The 16,356-nt window shown below is 47.4% G+C and carries 11 protein-coding genes and 1 pseudogene; 3 read left to right on the forward strand and 9 right to left on the reverse strand.

Annotated elements, in window-relative coordinates:
* Positions 1-204: 204 nt before the first annotated feature.
* On the reverse strand, positions 205-1,068 hold the full coding sequence (locus PN462_RS16600) for a choice-of-anchor L domain-containing protein (RefSeq protein ID WP_272129935.1): 864 nt from the start codon (positions 1,066-1,068) through the stop codon (positions 205-207).
* A gap of 176 nt (positions 1,069-1,244) precedes the next feature.
* Between PN462_RS16600 and leuD the strand changes: the two genes are divergently transcribed.
* Together leuD and PN462_RS16610 are read left to right on the forward strand one after the other, a co-directional pair.
* Positions 1,245-1,838 carry a 3-isopropylmalate dehydratase small subunit gene (gene leuD / locus PN462_RS16605; RefSeq protein WP_272129936.1) on the forward strand — a complete coding sequence of 198 codons (594 nt, stop codon included), beginning with the start codon at positions 1,245-1,247 and terminating at the stop codon, positions 1,836-1,838.
* Positions 1,839-1,897: 59 nt separating this feature from the next.
* Entirely contained in the window at positions 1,898-2,839 is a 942-nt protein-coding gene (locus PN462_RS16610; protein WP_272129937.1) for an aldo/keto reductase, read from the forward strand.
* Between the two features lie 126 nt (positions 2,840-2,965).
* On the opposite strand, the gene PN462_RS16615 is transcribed toward PN462_RS16610, so the two are convergent.
* Positions 2,966-4,984, reverse strand: a complete 2,019-nt coding sequence (locus PN462_RS16615; RefSeq protein ID WP_272129938.1) for a heavy metal translocating P-type ATPase — start codon at positions 4,982-4,984, stop codon at positions 2,966-2,968.
* Between the two features lie 437 nt (positions 4,985-5,421).
* On the opposite strand from PN462_RS16615, the gene PN462_RS16620 reads away from it, so the two are divergent.
* Positions 5,422-6,531 (forward strand): precorrin-8X methylmutase, encoded by a 1,110-nt coding sequence (locus PN462_RS16620; RefSeq protein ID WP_272129939.1) that lies wholly within the window; start codon positions 5,422-5,424, stop codon positions 6,529-6,531.
* 49 nt (positions 6,532-6,580) lie between these two features.
* Here the strand turns inward: PN462_RS16620 and PN462_RS16625 are convergent, their stop codons facing one another.
* The 7 genes and pseudogenes from PN462_RS16625 to PN462_RS16655 form a co-directional block, all read right to left on the reverse strand.
* Positions 6,581-6,793, reverse strand: coding sequence for a type II toxin-antitoxin system HicA family toxin (locus tag PN462_RS16625; RefSeq protein ID WP_272129940.1), 213 nt, complete (start codon positions 6,791-6,793; stop codon positions 6,581-6,583).
* A 12-nt stretch (positions 6,794-6,805) separates the two neighbouring features.
* Positions 6,806-7,042, reverse strand: coding sequence for a type II toxin-antitoxin system HicB family antitoxin (locus PN462_RS16630; RefSeq protein ID WP_272129941.1), 237 nt, complete (start codon positions 7,040-7,042; stop codon positions 6,806-6,808).
* Positions 7,043-7,281: 239 nt separating this feature from the next.
* A complete protein-coding gene (gene bicA / locus PN462_RS16635; RefSeq protein ID WP_272129942.1) occupies positions 7,282-8,979 on the reverse strand; it encodes a bicarbonate transporter BicA in 1,698 nt (565 codons plus the stop codon).
* A 205-nt stretch (positions 8,980-9,184) separates the two neighbouring features.
* On the reverse strand, positions 9,185-10,147 hold the full coding sequence (gene gshB, locus PN462_RS16640; RefSeq protein WP_272129943.1) for a glutathione synthase: 963 nt from the start codon (positions 10,145-10,147) through the stop codon (positions 9,185-9,187).
* A 534-nt stretch (positions 10,148-10,681) separates the two neighbouring features.
* Complete coding sequence (locus tag PN462_RS16645; RefSeq protein WP_272129944.1) at positions 10,682-14,269, reverse strand: hypothetical protein; 3,588 nt, start codon at positions 14,267-14,269, stop codon at positions 10,682-10,684.
* Between the two features lie 146 nt (positions 14,270-14,415).
* Positions 14,416-15,579, reverse strand: coding sequence for a trypsin-like serine protease (locus PN462_RS16650; RefSeq protein WP_272129945.1), 1,164 nt, complete (start codon positions 15,577-15,579; stop codon positions 14,416-14,418).
* 163 nt (positions 15,580-15,742) lie between these two features.
* Positions 15,743-16,356, reverse strand: a pseudogene (locus PN462_RS16655) (CHASE2 domain-containing protein); the annotation flags it as partial.

The following is a 16,356-nucleotide window of genomic DNA, read 5'->3' on the forward strand; positions in this document are numbered from 1 at the left end:
ATTTTAAAGATATTTATTATATTCTCAACCCGTTTTCAACGGGTTTTAGCTCTTAGCCTTGGGTTGAAACCCAAGGCGTATTTAAATTTATTTCCTATTTAATAACAGAATCACCAGATTTTAAAAGATGTTTATTATATTCTCAACCCGTTTTCAACGGGTTTTAGCTCTTAGCCTTGGGTTGAAACCCAAGGCGTATTGATATTATTGCGATTTAGACCGCAATTGGTTCATTCCTAACCCCCCTAACACCAGTAAACCTAAAACCGCCGTCGGTTCAGGTACATCTTTCGGATTTTTCGACCCCAAAGAATTCCCTTTCACAAACACCGCAGAATCTAGCCGAGCATCGCTGATATCTTTAACCCGAATGCTTAGGGTATTACTAGCATTTTGATTTAACAAACCTTCAAACCCTAAAACCGTAGTGTATCCATCTAACTTGGTATTCACACTCGACCCAACCGGATTATCAATATAATTGGAATGATACGGCCCAAACTCATCCGGAACTAAATTATTAATCGTCACTTCCTGACCATCGTCTAACAAGGCTAAATTTTTCCCATTCAACAATAACTCAAAGGAGTCATTGTACGCGCTGCCTCCATACTCCACAAACTCCTCAGAACCAAAAACATATTCAAAAAAGAGCTTGTCTGCCGTATCATCAGCATCAAAACGAAGTTCTAAAGTAGCGACATCATACTCCCCAGTCCCACTCCAGCTACTATCAAACTGGGTATTTAAGTCAGTCTCGTAGTTAGGCCACTTATAATCATCTTGTTGATTAACACCCACTAAATCTGTCGCTTTTCCGGTACTTAACACTACCCCAGAATTTAGCGAAAAGGGATCATCACTAAACAAACCAAACCCATCGGCATAACCTGTGGTCGAAACCTCAAAATTACTTAATCCACTCGTATCCCCCAACAACGCATCAAGTAACGCTTGGGAATCATTATTTTGTGTAATCGTAAAAGCTGGAGCATCCGTTGCCAAAATGAAGGGAGTAGCAAGGGTGACGGCGAACAGGGTGATCGTTTTTGTAAATAAATGTTTCATAATTGACCTCTTGAGTCTATTAATTTGCCGTTGAATACATTTCTTCAGAACCAAAACTCATCATTTCGCGAAAATTGCAAAAAATGAGAACATAAGAGACCCCATTGTGATTAAACCTCACTTTGAGGGACAATCAAGAATACTTAACAATTTCATCTCATTCTCAAAATTCTTTCATGAGTAGCGAAGTTAAAACCATCTCTGGTACAGGAATTCCCTTACGCGGAAACGACATCGACACCGATCGCATTATTCCCGCCCGTTTTCTCCGTTGTGTTACCTTTGACGGGTTAGGAGAGAACGTCTTTACTGACGATCGCGCTTCTAGCAACGGCCAACACCCCTTTGATCAACCCCAGTATCAAAACGCCAACCTCCTCGTCGTCAACGGTAACTTCGGTTGTGGTTCATCCAGAGAACACGCCCCCCAAGCCATTGCCCGTTGGGGAATTCAGGCCATCCTCGGTGAAAGTTTCGCAGAAATCTTCTTTGGTAACTGTGTGGCCTTGGGCATTCCCTGTGTCACCGCTTCCCCGGACATTGTGACGCAAATCCAAACCACCCTCGAACAAAACCCCGACACCCCCCTCCATCTGGACTTAGAAAACCTAGAATTACAAGTCGGGGAGACAAAATACCCAGTCCAAATGAACGAAGGGGCCAAACAGTCGTTTATTAGTGGGAAATGGGATAGTTGCGCCCAACTGGTGAATAATACCCAAGACATTCAAACCACGGCGGCGAAATTGCCCTATCTTGCCTGGAGTTAATTCCCCCTCCCTCTCCTTTTTGAGCTTAAAATGTAAATAAATGTAAAGGAGAGGGACACATGGAAACCGCCAAACTGGGTAAAACCGATATAGAAGTAACTGCCTTGGGAATTGGGACCTGGGCATGGGGCGATCGCTTATTCTGGAACTATGGGAAAGAATACGGCGAAGAACAAGTCAAAACCGCCTTTGAAGCCGCCCTAGACGCAGGAATCACCTTTTTTGACACCGCAGAAGTTTACGGGCCCGGCATCTCCGAAAGCCTCCTCGGCCAATTTATGCAGCAACATCGAGATCAACCCATTGATATCGCCACCAAATACGGACCCCTCCCTTGGCGGTTTACCAAAGAGGCCGTTGCTGAAGCTGTCACCGCCAGTTTAAAACGCCTCCAACTGCCCATCGTCACCCTATACCAAGTTCACTGGCCGTTTACCTTTTTCATGAGTCAAGAAACCCTCATGGATGCGTTAGCCGATGAAGTGCAACAAGGCCGCATTAAAAGCGTTGGTGTCAGTAATTATTCCGCCGATCAAATGCGAGAAGCCCATGAATTATTAGCCAAACGAGATATCCCCTTAGCCGTAAACCAAGTACAATATTCCTTACTTCATCGTAATATTGAACGCAACGATGTTTTAAAAACTGCCCAAAATTTAGGCATCACGATTTTAGCCTATAGTCCCCTTGCCCAAGGCTTATTAACCGGAAAATTTCGCCCCGAAAAATACAGTAAACCCGAAGGGCCAAGGCAATTTAAACCCCAATTTAAGGCGGAGAATTTACAAAAAATGTCCCCCTTATTACAAAAACTGGATGAATTAAGCGAAAAATACCAGAAAACCCCAGCACAAGTGTCTTTAAATTGGTTAATGTGCCAAGGGAATGTAATTCCCATTCCGGGTGCCAAAAATGCCGACCAAGCGCGACAAAATGCCGGGGCTTTAGGGTGGCGTTTAACCGCAGAAGACGTACAAGAATTAGGAAAATTGAGTGATTAATATAAATACCCCTTGGGTTTTAACCCAAGGCATATTATTCCCTTTCTCAACCCGTTTCAACGGGTTTCAGCTATTAGCCTTGGGTTTTAACCCAAGGTTTTAACAAGGCAGATTACCAAAGAATATTTAACGGAGCAATCTTAACCCATTAAGCGTTACCAACAAAGTAGAACCTTCGTGGCCTAAAACCCCTGCGGGTAAGGTGAGTTCGCCAAAAAAGTTAGCAATAATTAATAACACCACAGACGCTAAAGCCAGCGTAATATTTTGCCGGATAATGCGTTTTGATTTTTGTCCAATACGAATAGCTTGGGGTAACTTCTCCAAACGGTTGGCCATCAAGACAATATCGGCTGTCTCTAAAGCCATATCACTCCCTGCTCCTCCCATGGTAATCCCTAAATTGGCTTGGGCGAGGGCGGGTGCGTCGTTGATGCCGTCTCCCACCATGGCTACGGTTGAGTATTTTTGCTGGAGTTGTTGCACCACCTGCACTTTGTCTTCGGGAAGTAAGTCGGAGTACACAACATCTACACCCACGGTTTGGGCTACCGTTTGAGCCGTTGCTGCATTATCTCCGGTTAACATGACGGTGGTTTTAATGCCCATTTGTTTCAAGGTAGCGAGTAAGGGGGCGGCTTGGGGACGGATTTGGTCTGAGACAGCTATAAGCCCCAGTATTTGCTGTTTTCGCGCTACCCAGATGACGGTTTGACCTTGGGTTTCGAGGTGCTGACTTTGGGTAGATAAGCTGGAGTCTCGTTTGAGAGGGGTTATAACAGACCCTCCCCCACTGTTATGCTGAGGACTGTCTTGGGATGCAATCAGGGTTCGAGGTTGCTCACCCCAAGATTTATCTAGATGTTTGCGGTTGCCAAGGGTGACTTGTTGCTCTTGCAGATAACCTGTGATGCCTTGGCCGACTTTCGCTTGGACTCCCGTGGCCGGGAGTAGGGAGATATTTTCGGCTTGGGCGGTTTGTAGAATGGCTTGGGCTAAGGGATGCTCAGAGTAGTCTTCTAGGGAGGCAGCGACTTGTAGGACTTCTGTTTTGCTGTACCCGGCTGCGGGAATGATGGTGCTAACGTTGAGTTGGCCGAGGGTGAGTGTTCCGGTTTTATCAAAGGCGATGGCACTGATATCACCCATACTCTCTAGTTGGGCCCCATCTTTGAATAAAATCCCCTGTCGCGCTCCTTTGGCAATGCCGGAGAGGAGGGTGGGCATAATGGCGGCCATGAGCGCACAGGGGGAGGCCACGACGAGGAAAATTAAGGCACGATAAATGGTGGTTTCCCAATCCCACCCTAACCAGAGTGGGGGGATGGTGGCTAGTCCAAGGCCCATGAGGACGACGATTTTGGCGTAACCGCGCTCAAATTGCTCTAGAAACTGTTGGGAGGGGGGTTGGTTGGTTTGGGCTTGCTCAACGAGGCGAATGACGCGCTGAATTAAACTACTTTCGGGGGGTTTGTGGAGTTCTACGGTTAATGCTCCTTGACCGTTGATTGTTCCGGCAAAGACTTCATCTCCTGTTCCTTTTTCGACGGGAAAGGATTCTCCGGTAATGGGGGCTTGATTAATGGTGCTGCATCCTTCGTGAATGATGCCGTCGGTGGGGAAGAGTTCGCCAGGTTTAACGAGGATGCGATCGCCGATTTGCAATTCCTCTGTGGCCTGAATCTGTTCTCGCCCCTGTTGTACTACTCTCGCTGTATCCGGGGTAAGCTGCATGAGACTACGGATATTCCGTTCGGTACGATGGAGAGCGATGGTTTCTAATGCACCACTACTGGCAAAAATCAGGATTAAGACTGCCCCATCTACGAGTAAATAATAGTCCTGTTGCCAAAAGCCGAGAATTGCTGCCCCTAACGCTGCAACAATCATCAGCAAATCCACATCTAATTCCCGTTCCTCGCTTAACGTTGTCACGCCCTCACGAGTGGGTTCATAACCCCCGATGATGTAAGCTGCCAGTAACATCCAGATGCCCCCACCCAGCCAACCGCTAGAGAGTGCTAACCAGCCCAACAGGGTTAAAATAGCACACAGGAGAGCCGCTAAAGCATCAGGATACGTTTTACACCAATTTTGCAGTTTACGAGGCAGGGTTAACTTCATCATCCGCCAAACTCTGAACATCAACCCGCCTATGGTAAACTTTGACATCAATGTTAAAGTCAAGGCAACTCCACGTCAGGACACCTGAAACAGAGTAATAATTTAATTTCCGTGTTGGTCTATCAACCCGTTTTTAACGGGTTTTAGCTCTTAGCCTTGGGTTAAAACCCAAGGCGTAGTAAGCTATCAGCCTTCAAACTCTGAACATCAACCCACCTATGGTAAACTTTGACATCAATGTTAAAGTCAAGGCAACTCCACGTCAGGACACCTGAAACAGAGTAATAATTTAATTTCCGTGTTGGTCTATCAACCCGTTTTTAACGGGTTTTAGCTCTTAGCCTTGGGTTTCAACCCAAGGCGTAGTAAGCTATCATCCGCCAAACTCTGAACATCAACCCACCTATGGTAAACTTTGACATTAATGTTAAAGTCAAGGGAACTCCTAATTTTCCCCCATGCTCACCATTAAAGAACTCACCCAAAAAGTGGGAAACGGCATCACCCCCCGCATGGTGCGTCATTATCACCAAATTGGTCTGCTTCCTCAACCCACCCGGTCCCCCAGTAACTATCGCCTCTACACCGACGCAGATGTGCAACGGTTACAGCGCATTGTCGCCTTAAAACAACAGGGGTTTCAACTCACCCACATTAAACAAATGTTGGACACGCAACCCCAGTCCAGCGACCTCCTAGAGCAACTGCAACAGCAATATCAGACCGTCTTACAACAATTAATCAAATGGCGACAAACCGCAACCGCCCTAGAAGGGTTACTCGGACGGGACTATCCCTGTCAGTCCATACAAGCGGAAGCCTTCGCCCAATTACAGCTTTTAGAAGTCGAAACGCAAACCGCCCAATCCTTGAGTGAGGAGCTTTGGCAAAAACTCGATGCCGCCGTCTGTGACCATCCAGAGAACTTTCAAGAAGCCTTACAACGTCTTTTACCGGACTTATCGCAGCGGCCAGAAATTGAAGTAGATATAGTATCCCATCTGGTGTTAGCCTGTGGTGACGTGAGTTTAGCCGCCTTTACCCGCCTCAGTCCCGATGCCATCAAAGCCGCCAGAGAAGCCCTGAGCGCAGGCTGTCAGGTCATTAGCGATGTTCCCTCGGTCGTGACAACATTAGACCAAACGCGCCTCACCCATTTAGGATGCCACTGTCACTCACTCATGGATGATCCCCATATTGAAAGTGTCACCGAAGCCGAACAACAATTTTGGCAGGATAACCACTGGCAACAACGGCTCAGAGACAAGTTAGAGGGGAATATTTGGGTTGTGGGGTATGCCCCTTCGGTGTTGTTGGAAATCTGCAAAGGGATAGAAACAGGAGCAGGCCGCCCGGCTTTAGTTATTGGGTTTCCTATTGGGTTTAGCCATGCTCCGGCAGCCAAACGGCGATTAATGGGGTTATCTGTGCCTTATGTCACCAGTGAGAGTCATTTTGGAGGGGGGTTATTAGCCGCCGTAGCTTTAAATCGACTGGCGGCTTCTTTACTCGAAAAACCCCATTGTCACTGCTATTTGCAAAAGCAAACTGAGAGGGAGTCGTTTTGAATTGAATGGGGTTGGGGGGATAATTGTGAAACTGCCTCACCCAACAAAATTATAAATCCTCTGGTGTTAAACCCGTTTTTTTCGCTATGCGAGCAAGCATTTTAGAGCCTATTTCCTCACTATCTCGGAAGGCAAATACATAATCATCCCAGCCTTCTCGTTCTAAAATTTTGTGGGATCCGGTTTGACGTTTCACCTGCCAGCCTATTCTTTCTAAAGCTGCGAGAACTTTTCTAGCTTTGGTTGATGGCCACTGACTCATTGAATTCAGGTTCTAGGGTTTCACAAAGGTGAGACTGTTTAATCCCAAGGTCATTTCCCCATGCTCTAGTTTATCTGCGATGACTCGTAATGCTAGAGCTTGGATCGCAGCAATTGCCTCTTGTTGATTCTGACCATAGACTAAAACACCTGAAATTTCCGGGATTTCGGCAATCCAGCGACCATCATTTTCTTGTTCTAGTTCGATGGTAAGGTGCTGTGAGGGTTTCGGTTGCAGTTGATTTTGCATACTTTTGCATACTTTCGAGGCAGGTTAAACCAAGCAATTCGCTTTTGATTTTACCACAGAGACGCAGAGGACACGGAGAGACGGTTTTAAGCGAAACCAATGGGTTTGACCCTTGGCTAATAGCTAAAGTCGGCTCAAGCCGACTGATTTTAATGGGGTGTAGGCTTTATTTATCCCCTGAACCCGTTTTAACGGGTTTTCGCTCTTAGCCCTGGGTTTTAACCCAAGGCTACACTAAGCTACACTGTAGATTGAGATTGTTCTAACGGTTGTTGATCTTCAGGAAGGGCAATTTTGACTCCTTCTTGCAACGCCATTAACCGATCTTGCATCCAATGATGATCGGGAATTAATCCGGCAATGCCTAAATCTTCTAAGCGGCCTTTCACTTTCCCGGTTGCCCCTACAATAATCACCTCACTTCCCCCATCTAGGGCTTCTTGAATGGCATTTTCAATGGAGAGGGAGGACGTTACCCCTAACATGGGGACTTCACTTAAATCTACGATTAATACATCATAGCGGGAAATGGCACGATGTTCCCGCGCGATCGCCTTTGCCACTCCAAAAATCATTGGGCCACTGAGATGGAATAATAACACCCGACCTTGGGCAGCATCTAACAGCTTACTTTCTTCGGGAGTTAAAACAATCTGATCATCTGCATCCGTAATGGCCTTCACCGAATTAGACTGCAATTGAGACAAACGATCAATGGTCAAGATATTGGCAATAAACACCCCAACGCCCACTGCCACCATTAAATCTACAAATACCGTCAACAAGACCACACTGTAAACAATCCCCGCAGCCTTCCAGGAAATCTTGTGGACTCGTTTCAAGAAGCCCCAATCAATAATATTAATGCCCACATTTAATACAATACCCGCTAACACAGACAAAGGGATAACTTCTGTTAAAGGAGCAGCCCACAAGACAATAATTAACAGCACAAAAGCGCGACTCAACCCAGAAAGTGCCGTGCGGCCTCCCGCTTGGATATTGACCACCGTTGGGGTAGTTGCCCCAGAGCCAGGAATACCGCCAAAGAGACCTGTAATAATACTAGCAACCCCTTGGCCAATTAACTCTTTATTGGAGTCGTGTTCATAACGGGTTAACCCATCGGACACCAAACAAGTGAGCAAACAGTCAATTGATCCCACCATGGCCAAGATCATGGCATTGACGAACATCAACCGCAACTCATCGGCACGAAACATGGGCATTTGTAACTCTGGCAACCCTGGGGTAATCTTGCCAATACTGCCAATGGTGCGAATGTCAACATCCCCTAAGAAAAAGACCGCTACCAATGTACCAATGATTAAGGCCACCAACTGAGGCGGCACAAATTTCTTATAGCGGCGAGGATATAAGAATAGAATCGCTAAAGTAATCACCCCTAAGAAGGTTTCCCAAGGGTTTATATTGGCGATGAGACTAGGGAGATTTTGAACCACCCCTAAAACGCCTCCTTTTGGCGTTTCTTGCCCCAAAAACGGCGCGGTTTGTAAAAAGATGAGAATGACCCCAATTCCGGTCATAAAGCCGGAAATGACGTTATAGGGCAACATGGTGATATACCGGCCTAACCGTAGCACCCCAAAGAGAATTTGAAAGCATCCTGCGAGAATGACGACGGTGAAGGCCATGGCTAACCCATTCTCCGTGCCATTATTAGCGGTCAATTCTGCAATCACTGCCGTAATAATAACCGTCATCGGCCCGGTGGGTTCAGAAATGAGGCTGGGCGCACCTCCAAATAGGGAGGCGAAAAAGCCGATTAAAATGGCCCCCCATAAACCGGCCTCGGCCCCTGCTCCTGATGCAATACCAAAGGCTAGGGCCATGGGTAAGGCTACCACGGCGGCGGTTAACCCGCCTAGGATATCTCCCCTCAAGTTACGGAAATGAATTTTATTGGTAATATTCATAGAATTTCTTGTGTTTCCTCTTAACAGACAGCGTGGGAGAGAAAAACACACCCTCCTTTTGTTTGCGAATCAGTCCACATTCAATCAACGGAACAATAGTACAGGAATGGTGGTACTTCTCAGCACTTGAATCAAATCGTTTCGCCTAGTCCCCATCTAAAATCTTTGATTTAAAGGGGGTTAGCGAATGCAAGGATAATGGAGGTTATGAGACTTGTTGGGCGATCCAGTCGATGACGGTTTTTCCCAAGGAGACTTGGCTTAATAGGTCTATTTCTCGTATTCCGGTGGGACTGGTGACGTTGACTTCGGTTAGGTAGTCGCCAATAAGATCTAATCCCACGAAATAGAGGCCATCGGCTTTTAATTGGGGGGCGACGGTGGCGCAGATTTCTTGGTCTCGTGGGGTGATTTCGGTTTGGGCCACTCGTCCCCCGACGGCCATGTTACCTCGGAATTCTTTTCCGGTGGGGATGCGGTTTAATGCGCCAATGGGTTTACCGTCTAGGAGGATAATGCGTTTGTCGCCTTGGCTGGCCGCGGGGAGGTATTCTTGGAGCATGAGGGGGGTGTCTGCGTCGCGGGTGCTGATTTCTAGGAGGGAATTGAGGTTGCGATCGCGCTCCTCTAAAAATAATATCCCCTCTCCCCCTTTCCCCGCCAACGGTTTCAGAATCGCAGCCTCCCGTTGGGCCACAAAATCCAAAATCACCGCCTTATCCTGCGTCACAATGGTTTCAGGAATCACCGACGGAAAATTCAGCGCGTATAACTTCTCATTGGCGGCCTGTAACCCCCGTGGAGCATTCACCACTAAAGTAGAATCCGGAATTAAATCCAGAATTTGGGTCGTGTAGAGATAGGGAATAGTTACCGGAGGGTCTTTCCGCATCAACACCGCATCCATATTAGACAACGGTTGTAAACTCCCCTCTCCCATCTTGTACCAGTCTTCCACTGCCACCCAATGATCCCCCGCTAATTCCACCGGAGTCAGCGTCACAGGCAACAAAAACCCCCACACCTGACCATTCTTCACCGTCAACTGATGAAACTCAGTTATCCACACCTCATGGCCAGCCGCCTGGGCCGCTTCCATCATCGCCACACTACTATCATGGACGGGGTTAAGTTGGGCTATGGGGTCAATAATAAAGGCAAACTTCACGCTTCTCGTTTATCCCGGTCACACTTACACCTGCCAGTTTAGCAGAGCATCGTGCCTTGACCGCCCTAAAATTGTAGGTTAAGTCTTTGAAACCCCAAAATCTTCACCCCAACGAGAAACCAGGTTTCTGTATCACAGTTAAGGGTTTAACTTACCCTGTCTATAAGAAACCCGGTTTCTGACACGAAACCAGTCAGAAAGCCATCCGTTTCCAACGGATGGACGAATGAGACTTTAAGGCTTTAGCCTCCCTTTGCTCTCTCAACCCGTTTTAACGGGTTTAAGCTCCTAGCCACTGTTTAACCCAAGGTTCATTAGGGAAAAAAACTCATAACACCTTGCTCCCTGAACCCAAGGTTAACTGATTAATGTTCCCTATTCCCCGTCCCCTAGAATGTATAAGCCGTTTTATAAAGATTCCGTAAACACACTGAAAAACTCTTGACAAGGAACAGAAACAAAAGTTACAAACAACCAAGAACACTGAAACGATTCATTGTCTGGATTGGCTTTTAATTCTCCATTATCCATTATTTACAACCACCCTTTTTTCGCTTTGGCAATTTTAGGTGGATGAACGGGTTCAACATCGTAAAAAGTCCCTAGTCCTTCGTATTCGGCTAAATAGTCCGGTTCGTATAAACTGCGGGTGCGGTTGCGGGGCCGACTAACATCAATGGCCGTGGGGATGGTGATCCCTTCTTCATCTACGAGGAAATGATCCGCTAGTTGTTTGGACTGTTCTCTGGTACTCAGTTCTAGGGCGATGTCTTTTAATAAACTGAGGTAGGCTTGGTTATCGACGGGTTGGATGGGGTAGCGGTGGGTTTTGATGGGGAGTTGGCCTCGTTCACTGTGGAGGAAACCGCCGATTTCTAGGTTGTTTTCGGTGTCGGGGGCCTCTCCGGCCAAGAGGGAGAGACTGCTGAGGAGGGCTTCTCGGCGTTGTCCTTCCATGCGATCGCAATAATGAGTATCATTTAACAAGTGGGAAAACTCCTCAAGGACAAAACGGGCGTGTTGTTCCACTGTAGGCCGCAGTGAGTCAGGAATCACACTATCTTTATAAGGGACTTTGCAAAGGAAGTCCACAAAAGGCTGATTCCATTGTTCAATTTTCCGGGCAATGGCTTTCTTTTTCAAGCCCCAGAAATAAGAAATTAAATGACTAACAATAATCACCTGAAACGGGTACAACACAATACTATCCGCCGGATACGTAAAAATAAAATCCGGGGCATAATCAGGGATTTTTTGCAAGCGGTCCTGATCACTTTGATGGGCAATAAAAAAGGACGTGGCCACCCGCGGCCCGATCTCACTGGCCGACTTAATCGCCCGGGCATTGAAAAACGGCCAACTCGGCGGGGGAGCATTATGGCCTAAAATCGACCCTAGAGTGTGCCGGGTGCGTCGTTTCATGTGGGCATACTTGCCATGTTGGAACTGGAAGAAATGCCAGCCCGCAAACATCTCTTGGATCATCTCCGCAGCCTTGTGAGCTTGTTCTTCCGGGACTCCATCCAAATATCCCGTATAAACAAAATCAAAGTTCCCCCCGACTAATTCATCGCACATTTCCTCAATATCTCGAATTAACCCTTTATCCCCGACAATTTCCTCCACCACATCCGGTAAACGGGCTAACTCTGCATAGACTTGTTCCGCATACTCCGAGGAGATATCCCCCCGCACTTCCCCTAGGTATGTATGCAAAGCCAATTGCCATTGCAAGGATGCCATAGCTGCAAAGGTTGACCCCACGCATTCTTCCTCCGGCAAGTTGGTAATCCCAGCCCCGGCGGCGGGTTGAATCCCTGCATCCAGCCCCCGGCCAATATTCCCCAGGGGACTGGCCTCAATATTGGTGACGGAATAAATCCAAGGGGTTTGTTGTGCAATAAAATCTTGTAAATGGGGGGGTAAGTCTGCCCGCAGGGTGTCCGGTTTGAGAAGGGAGAGTAATTCACTAATGCGGGCTTTAGCCACAATAACATCCCCTAAATTCTTATCCCGTCGTTGGATAGTTTCTTGCACCCGTCGCACCACAGCCCCCAAGCTGGCCAATTCGTGGGTCAATTTAATGGTGTCCGATGTTCCCCCAGAGTTTGAGTTAGCCAGAAACAGTGTTTTTTGACTCACCGAAGCGGGGATAGTATCAGACCCGGTAAACCCGTCTAAATTCATAATCGGCAGGGTATTTAAGCCTAATTTACGGGCTAAATTCCCGGCAATGGTGTTAATTAAATAAGAAGTCCCTGCTGCCCCGGTAATCAGCAAATTAAGCTCTTGTATCCGCGTTTTGCGGAGAATTTCATTGTCTGTCCCCATAGTTAAGCCGAGACCATCTATTCCGGTACGCAGTTTAACTGTTCCATCTGCTGTTTTCCGAAATAATTTGTTAGTATTTTTCCGTAGAGCGAGGGGTTGAATGGCAATAATTTCCTCCCCATATTTATTATACGGGCAAGGAATAGGATTGCCGTCTAAATCCCGATAGTCAATTTTAAAAACCTTGAGGGGGGCGAGACGTTCCCGACGGATATCAATGTGAATGTAATTTTCCGGTTGTTTTTGTTTTTCAATACTAATCAAGGGAATTTCTTGACCCCGATAAATATTAAATAATTTCACCCGTCCATCGGGGGACACTTCGATAATTTCTCCAGGTAAGACATCGTAAATGGGGGCGACTCCTTCGGTAATATAGGCGGTGGCCCGGAGATCTTTAAAAAAGGGAATATCTTGGGCGACTTTTTCGGCAATTTCGATTCTCCCCTCCGCGATGGCCGCTGCATTTAACAAACTGACTTGTTCTTTCAGGGCGTTTTCTTCCGAGGCCGAGAGGAAGGAGACCCGGTTATAGTTGCGAAGGTCAGCCGGTTTGGGGATATAAAAGATCAACTCTCCCCCTTCTTCTCCCCCTCGTTCAGTTCCCCCTCGTAACATGGTAAATGTCCCCCCACCCAGGAGGCCGTGACTGGGTTGGCCGAGGGGGGTGAAGGATTGGAAGGTAAATTTATTTTTCGGGTTAGAATATTCAAAAATTCGGGCGACTAAGGCAGAGGTGATGGTGGTTTGCTGGGCCCCTGCATGGGCCATGGTGGTGGCCAGGCCCAGGAGTTCAGCAATTTTCTCACTGGCTAAAGAACGGGAGTCATCCCGCAAAAATCCCTGTTGGATAAATTCTTGAATGGGTTGGCCGTTACTGTGACAGAAGGTGATGTGTTTATCGCGGAGTTGGACTTTGAGGGAACGATGGGCTAAGGTTTCCCCTAGAGTATAATAGCCCCCGACTTGTCCGGTACTGTCGGCCACGGCGGTTTCATTGTCTAAATAATCGGGATCAATGTAGGCTAACCGATGGAGGGCCCCGGCTAATTGATTATGCTGGAGATGTTCGTAGAGGAAGCGTTTTAAGGCCGGTTCAACGCAGGAGTCGGAGTTGGAGGCAAAGCGAAACCCCTCGTAGTTCAGGAAACGCTTATACCTTGCTGCATCGTTAATATCACCGTTGTGGGTGTCGGAAAAGAGACTTTTGCCTTGGGTGCGGGGTTTTTCTACAAAGAATAATTGGCCATCTTGACTCAGTTGATAAATGCGGACTGTTTCGGGGGTTAAACATTCTTGGTGGGGGTGGGCATTACTTTCGGAGTACATATCCCCCTGAGAGGCTTGCCGGACGTGGGTTTCCCAGTTGGTGAGGAATTCTGATGAGTTTAATTCTACTCGCTCTAAGAGGGTATGCCAAGTTTTTAAGAGGTCGCCGCCGTCTCGTGATACTTTAACGTCTGTGGTGACTTCTTTTTGAATGCGTGCGGCAACTTCGGTCATTTCTTGATGGGAGAGACCCTGTTGCTCTTGGTAGTTTTGTTCGATCCAGTCTAGGATAGGATCGAGCGCGATCGTGCCAATGGCCATCCCGGCTGCATCATACCCGGCTTTGGTGCTTTTTTTTGAGCAATCTTCGGCAACGGTGGTCGCGTAGGATATGCGATCTTGTAAATCTGCTTGTATTACTCCTCTGGGACGCACTTGGTATGTCCCCGTACTGGCATCTTTGGTAAAAAAGAGATGCTCAATTTTGACGGGATTCAGGAAGACATTGAAGTTACGGCACATAGATTTGTCGCTGTAAGATATGCAGTTAATCTATTTTAATTGGGGAAGGGGCAATTATGGTCTAACGGTCTGAATCCTCTTATGGTTTCTGATGGATTTTTCAGGGTCAAAAGATGCCCTGATGAAGAGGGGGGGGTGAAGAAGGGTTATTGGGGTTTGTTTTTGATGAGGTAGCTGAATCCTGCGATCGCGCTTAATCCTAACAAGAGTCCAGGTTCAGGGACCGATTGCGGATCATTCACAGGAGGATCATTCACAGGAGGATCATTCACAGGAGGATCATTCACAGGAGGATCATTGATGGAAGGAAGACTAGATAGGGCAGTCTCAATCCAACTTAACTGATCCTTGGGGGAGAGTAACACCCCACCGCCCACTGTCCCAAAACTCCCAGCAGGACTACTAAAAGGAATACTTACCGATGTAACCCCTAAGAGTTGCAACTGATCATCAATGGTTAAAAAACTGGGGCCACCGGAATCTCCAGGAGCAATTCCCACTTCTCGATCATTCCCCACACTGGCCGTGATCACCCTAGAGTTAGACTGATTCCACTGATCCAAAGCAGTTAACTCTCCATCGGGGGAATCAAAATCAAATAAAAACATCTCCTCATACTGATCACTCCACTGGCTCAACCGAGCAGGATCATCGACTAAATTATAGCCCACTCGCTTCGTCGTCCAGCTACTCGTCCCTGTCTGGTGTCCCTGAATACCATCTCCCTGTTGTCCATACCCCACCAGTGTCATTTCCGATTCTCCGAAAATCGGCAAGAGGGGATCACGGATTATCTCATAAATGGGTACAGTCTCCGGTAATGCTTCACTCAGCGTCACTAAGGCTAAATCTGAGGCTAAGGTTTGCCCAAACCCCAACCAATCCGGGTGAACGGCCAAACTCTCTGCTGGGATGGTGTGGGACAAGTCTCCATCAAAATTAAGATTAAAGGTGACATTCTGGGCAGAGTAGTCAATACTCCCATCTTGATTATCTTGGGAGTCGAGACAATGGGCCGCGGTGAGAATCAAGAGGGGGTGAATCGCTGATCCGGTACAGAGGGATGTTCCCAGTTGATCGGAGAATAACCGGAGACTCCCAACTCCTCCATAGGGGGAATTGGGGGTATTGGGATCAATGAGATCATTGGGGGTTACGGAGGGTGATCCATCGGGATCCCCCGTCACAATGAGGGGCCGAGGTTTTAACTCGTTCCACTCCTGTTCTAAGGTGGCCGCTTCGGTGAGGGTTGGGACTCCTAATATGGCGGTGGTGGCCATAACAACAACCATTGAATGTAAATGAATCATAAGTAGTTCTTTTCCCTTTAATTTGAAAAACAGTGTTTATACTTAGCTACGCTTATTTTAACTGAGATTTTATTGATTGCCTCCGTATATCCCGACAACATCTCTGTATTTTTACATACACTTGGTCGTTATATGACTATTACTAGCTGTTTTCCAGAAAAATTCAGTATTTTTGCGGTTTTGCTCCATTGTCTCTCCTGGATTTCCCAGGGGCTGGCAATGAGAGTAACCCCCAAGTCAGGAGGGGGAATAACCAAGGAAGCAGTATTTGGGCGGTGATGTAGAGTTGCCAACTGATTACCCCATAAACCACTCCGCCTACACTGTAGAAAATTACCTTAATTTCTCGTTTGGGGGGATGAGTTTCGCGGTTCTTGGGTCGGTGTAAGGTCCAGGCTTTATGGAGGAGGGCTACCAGTAGGACTAGCCAAAGATCGGGGATAGGGAGGATAAAGTGCTGTTGTTGAAAATGATGGATTAAATACCCATGAACTTCTCCTCCGGTTAAAATGTCTCGCTGATCTCCCGTTTGTTGTCGCCAGTAGGCTAAGGCGGGAGGGAGGGGAAAGTTGTCTTCGCCGTCTGCTTCGACTCCTGCTTCTGGATATCCCCCAGGGGCAATAAGGACGAGGGGAGAGGAGTCTAGGTTGAGGGTGTCGGGGGAGTCCAAGAGTTGCCAAGCGGGGAGACGGGTGTATAGGGTTTGGGGGGGGAGGGAGAAGTCGAGGATGGGATGTAGCCACATTTGCCGGAGTTTATACCCCCAAAGGGAGAGGG

The sequence above is a fragment of the Spirulina sp. CS-785/01 genome, from assembly GCF_028330525.1.
In the GTDB taxonomy this organism is placed as follows: domain Bacteria; phylum Cyanobacteriota; class Cyanobacteriia; order Cyanobacteriales; family Spirulinaceae; genus JAQMSD01.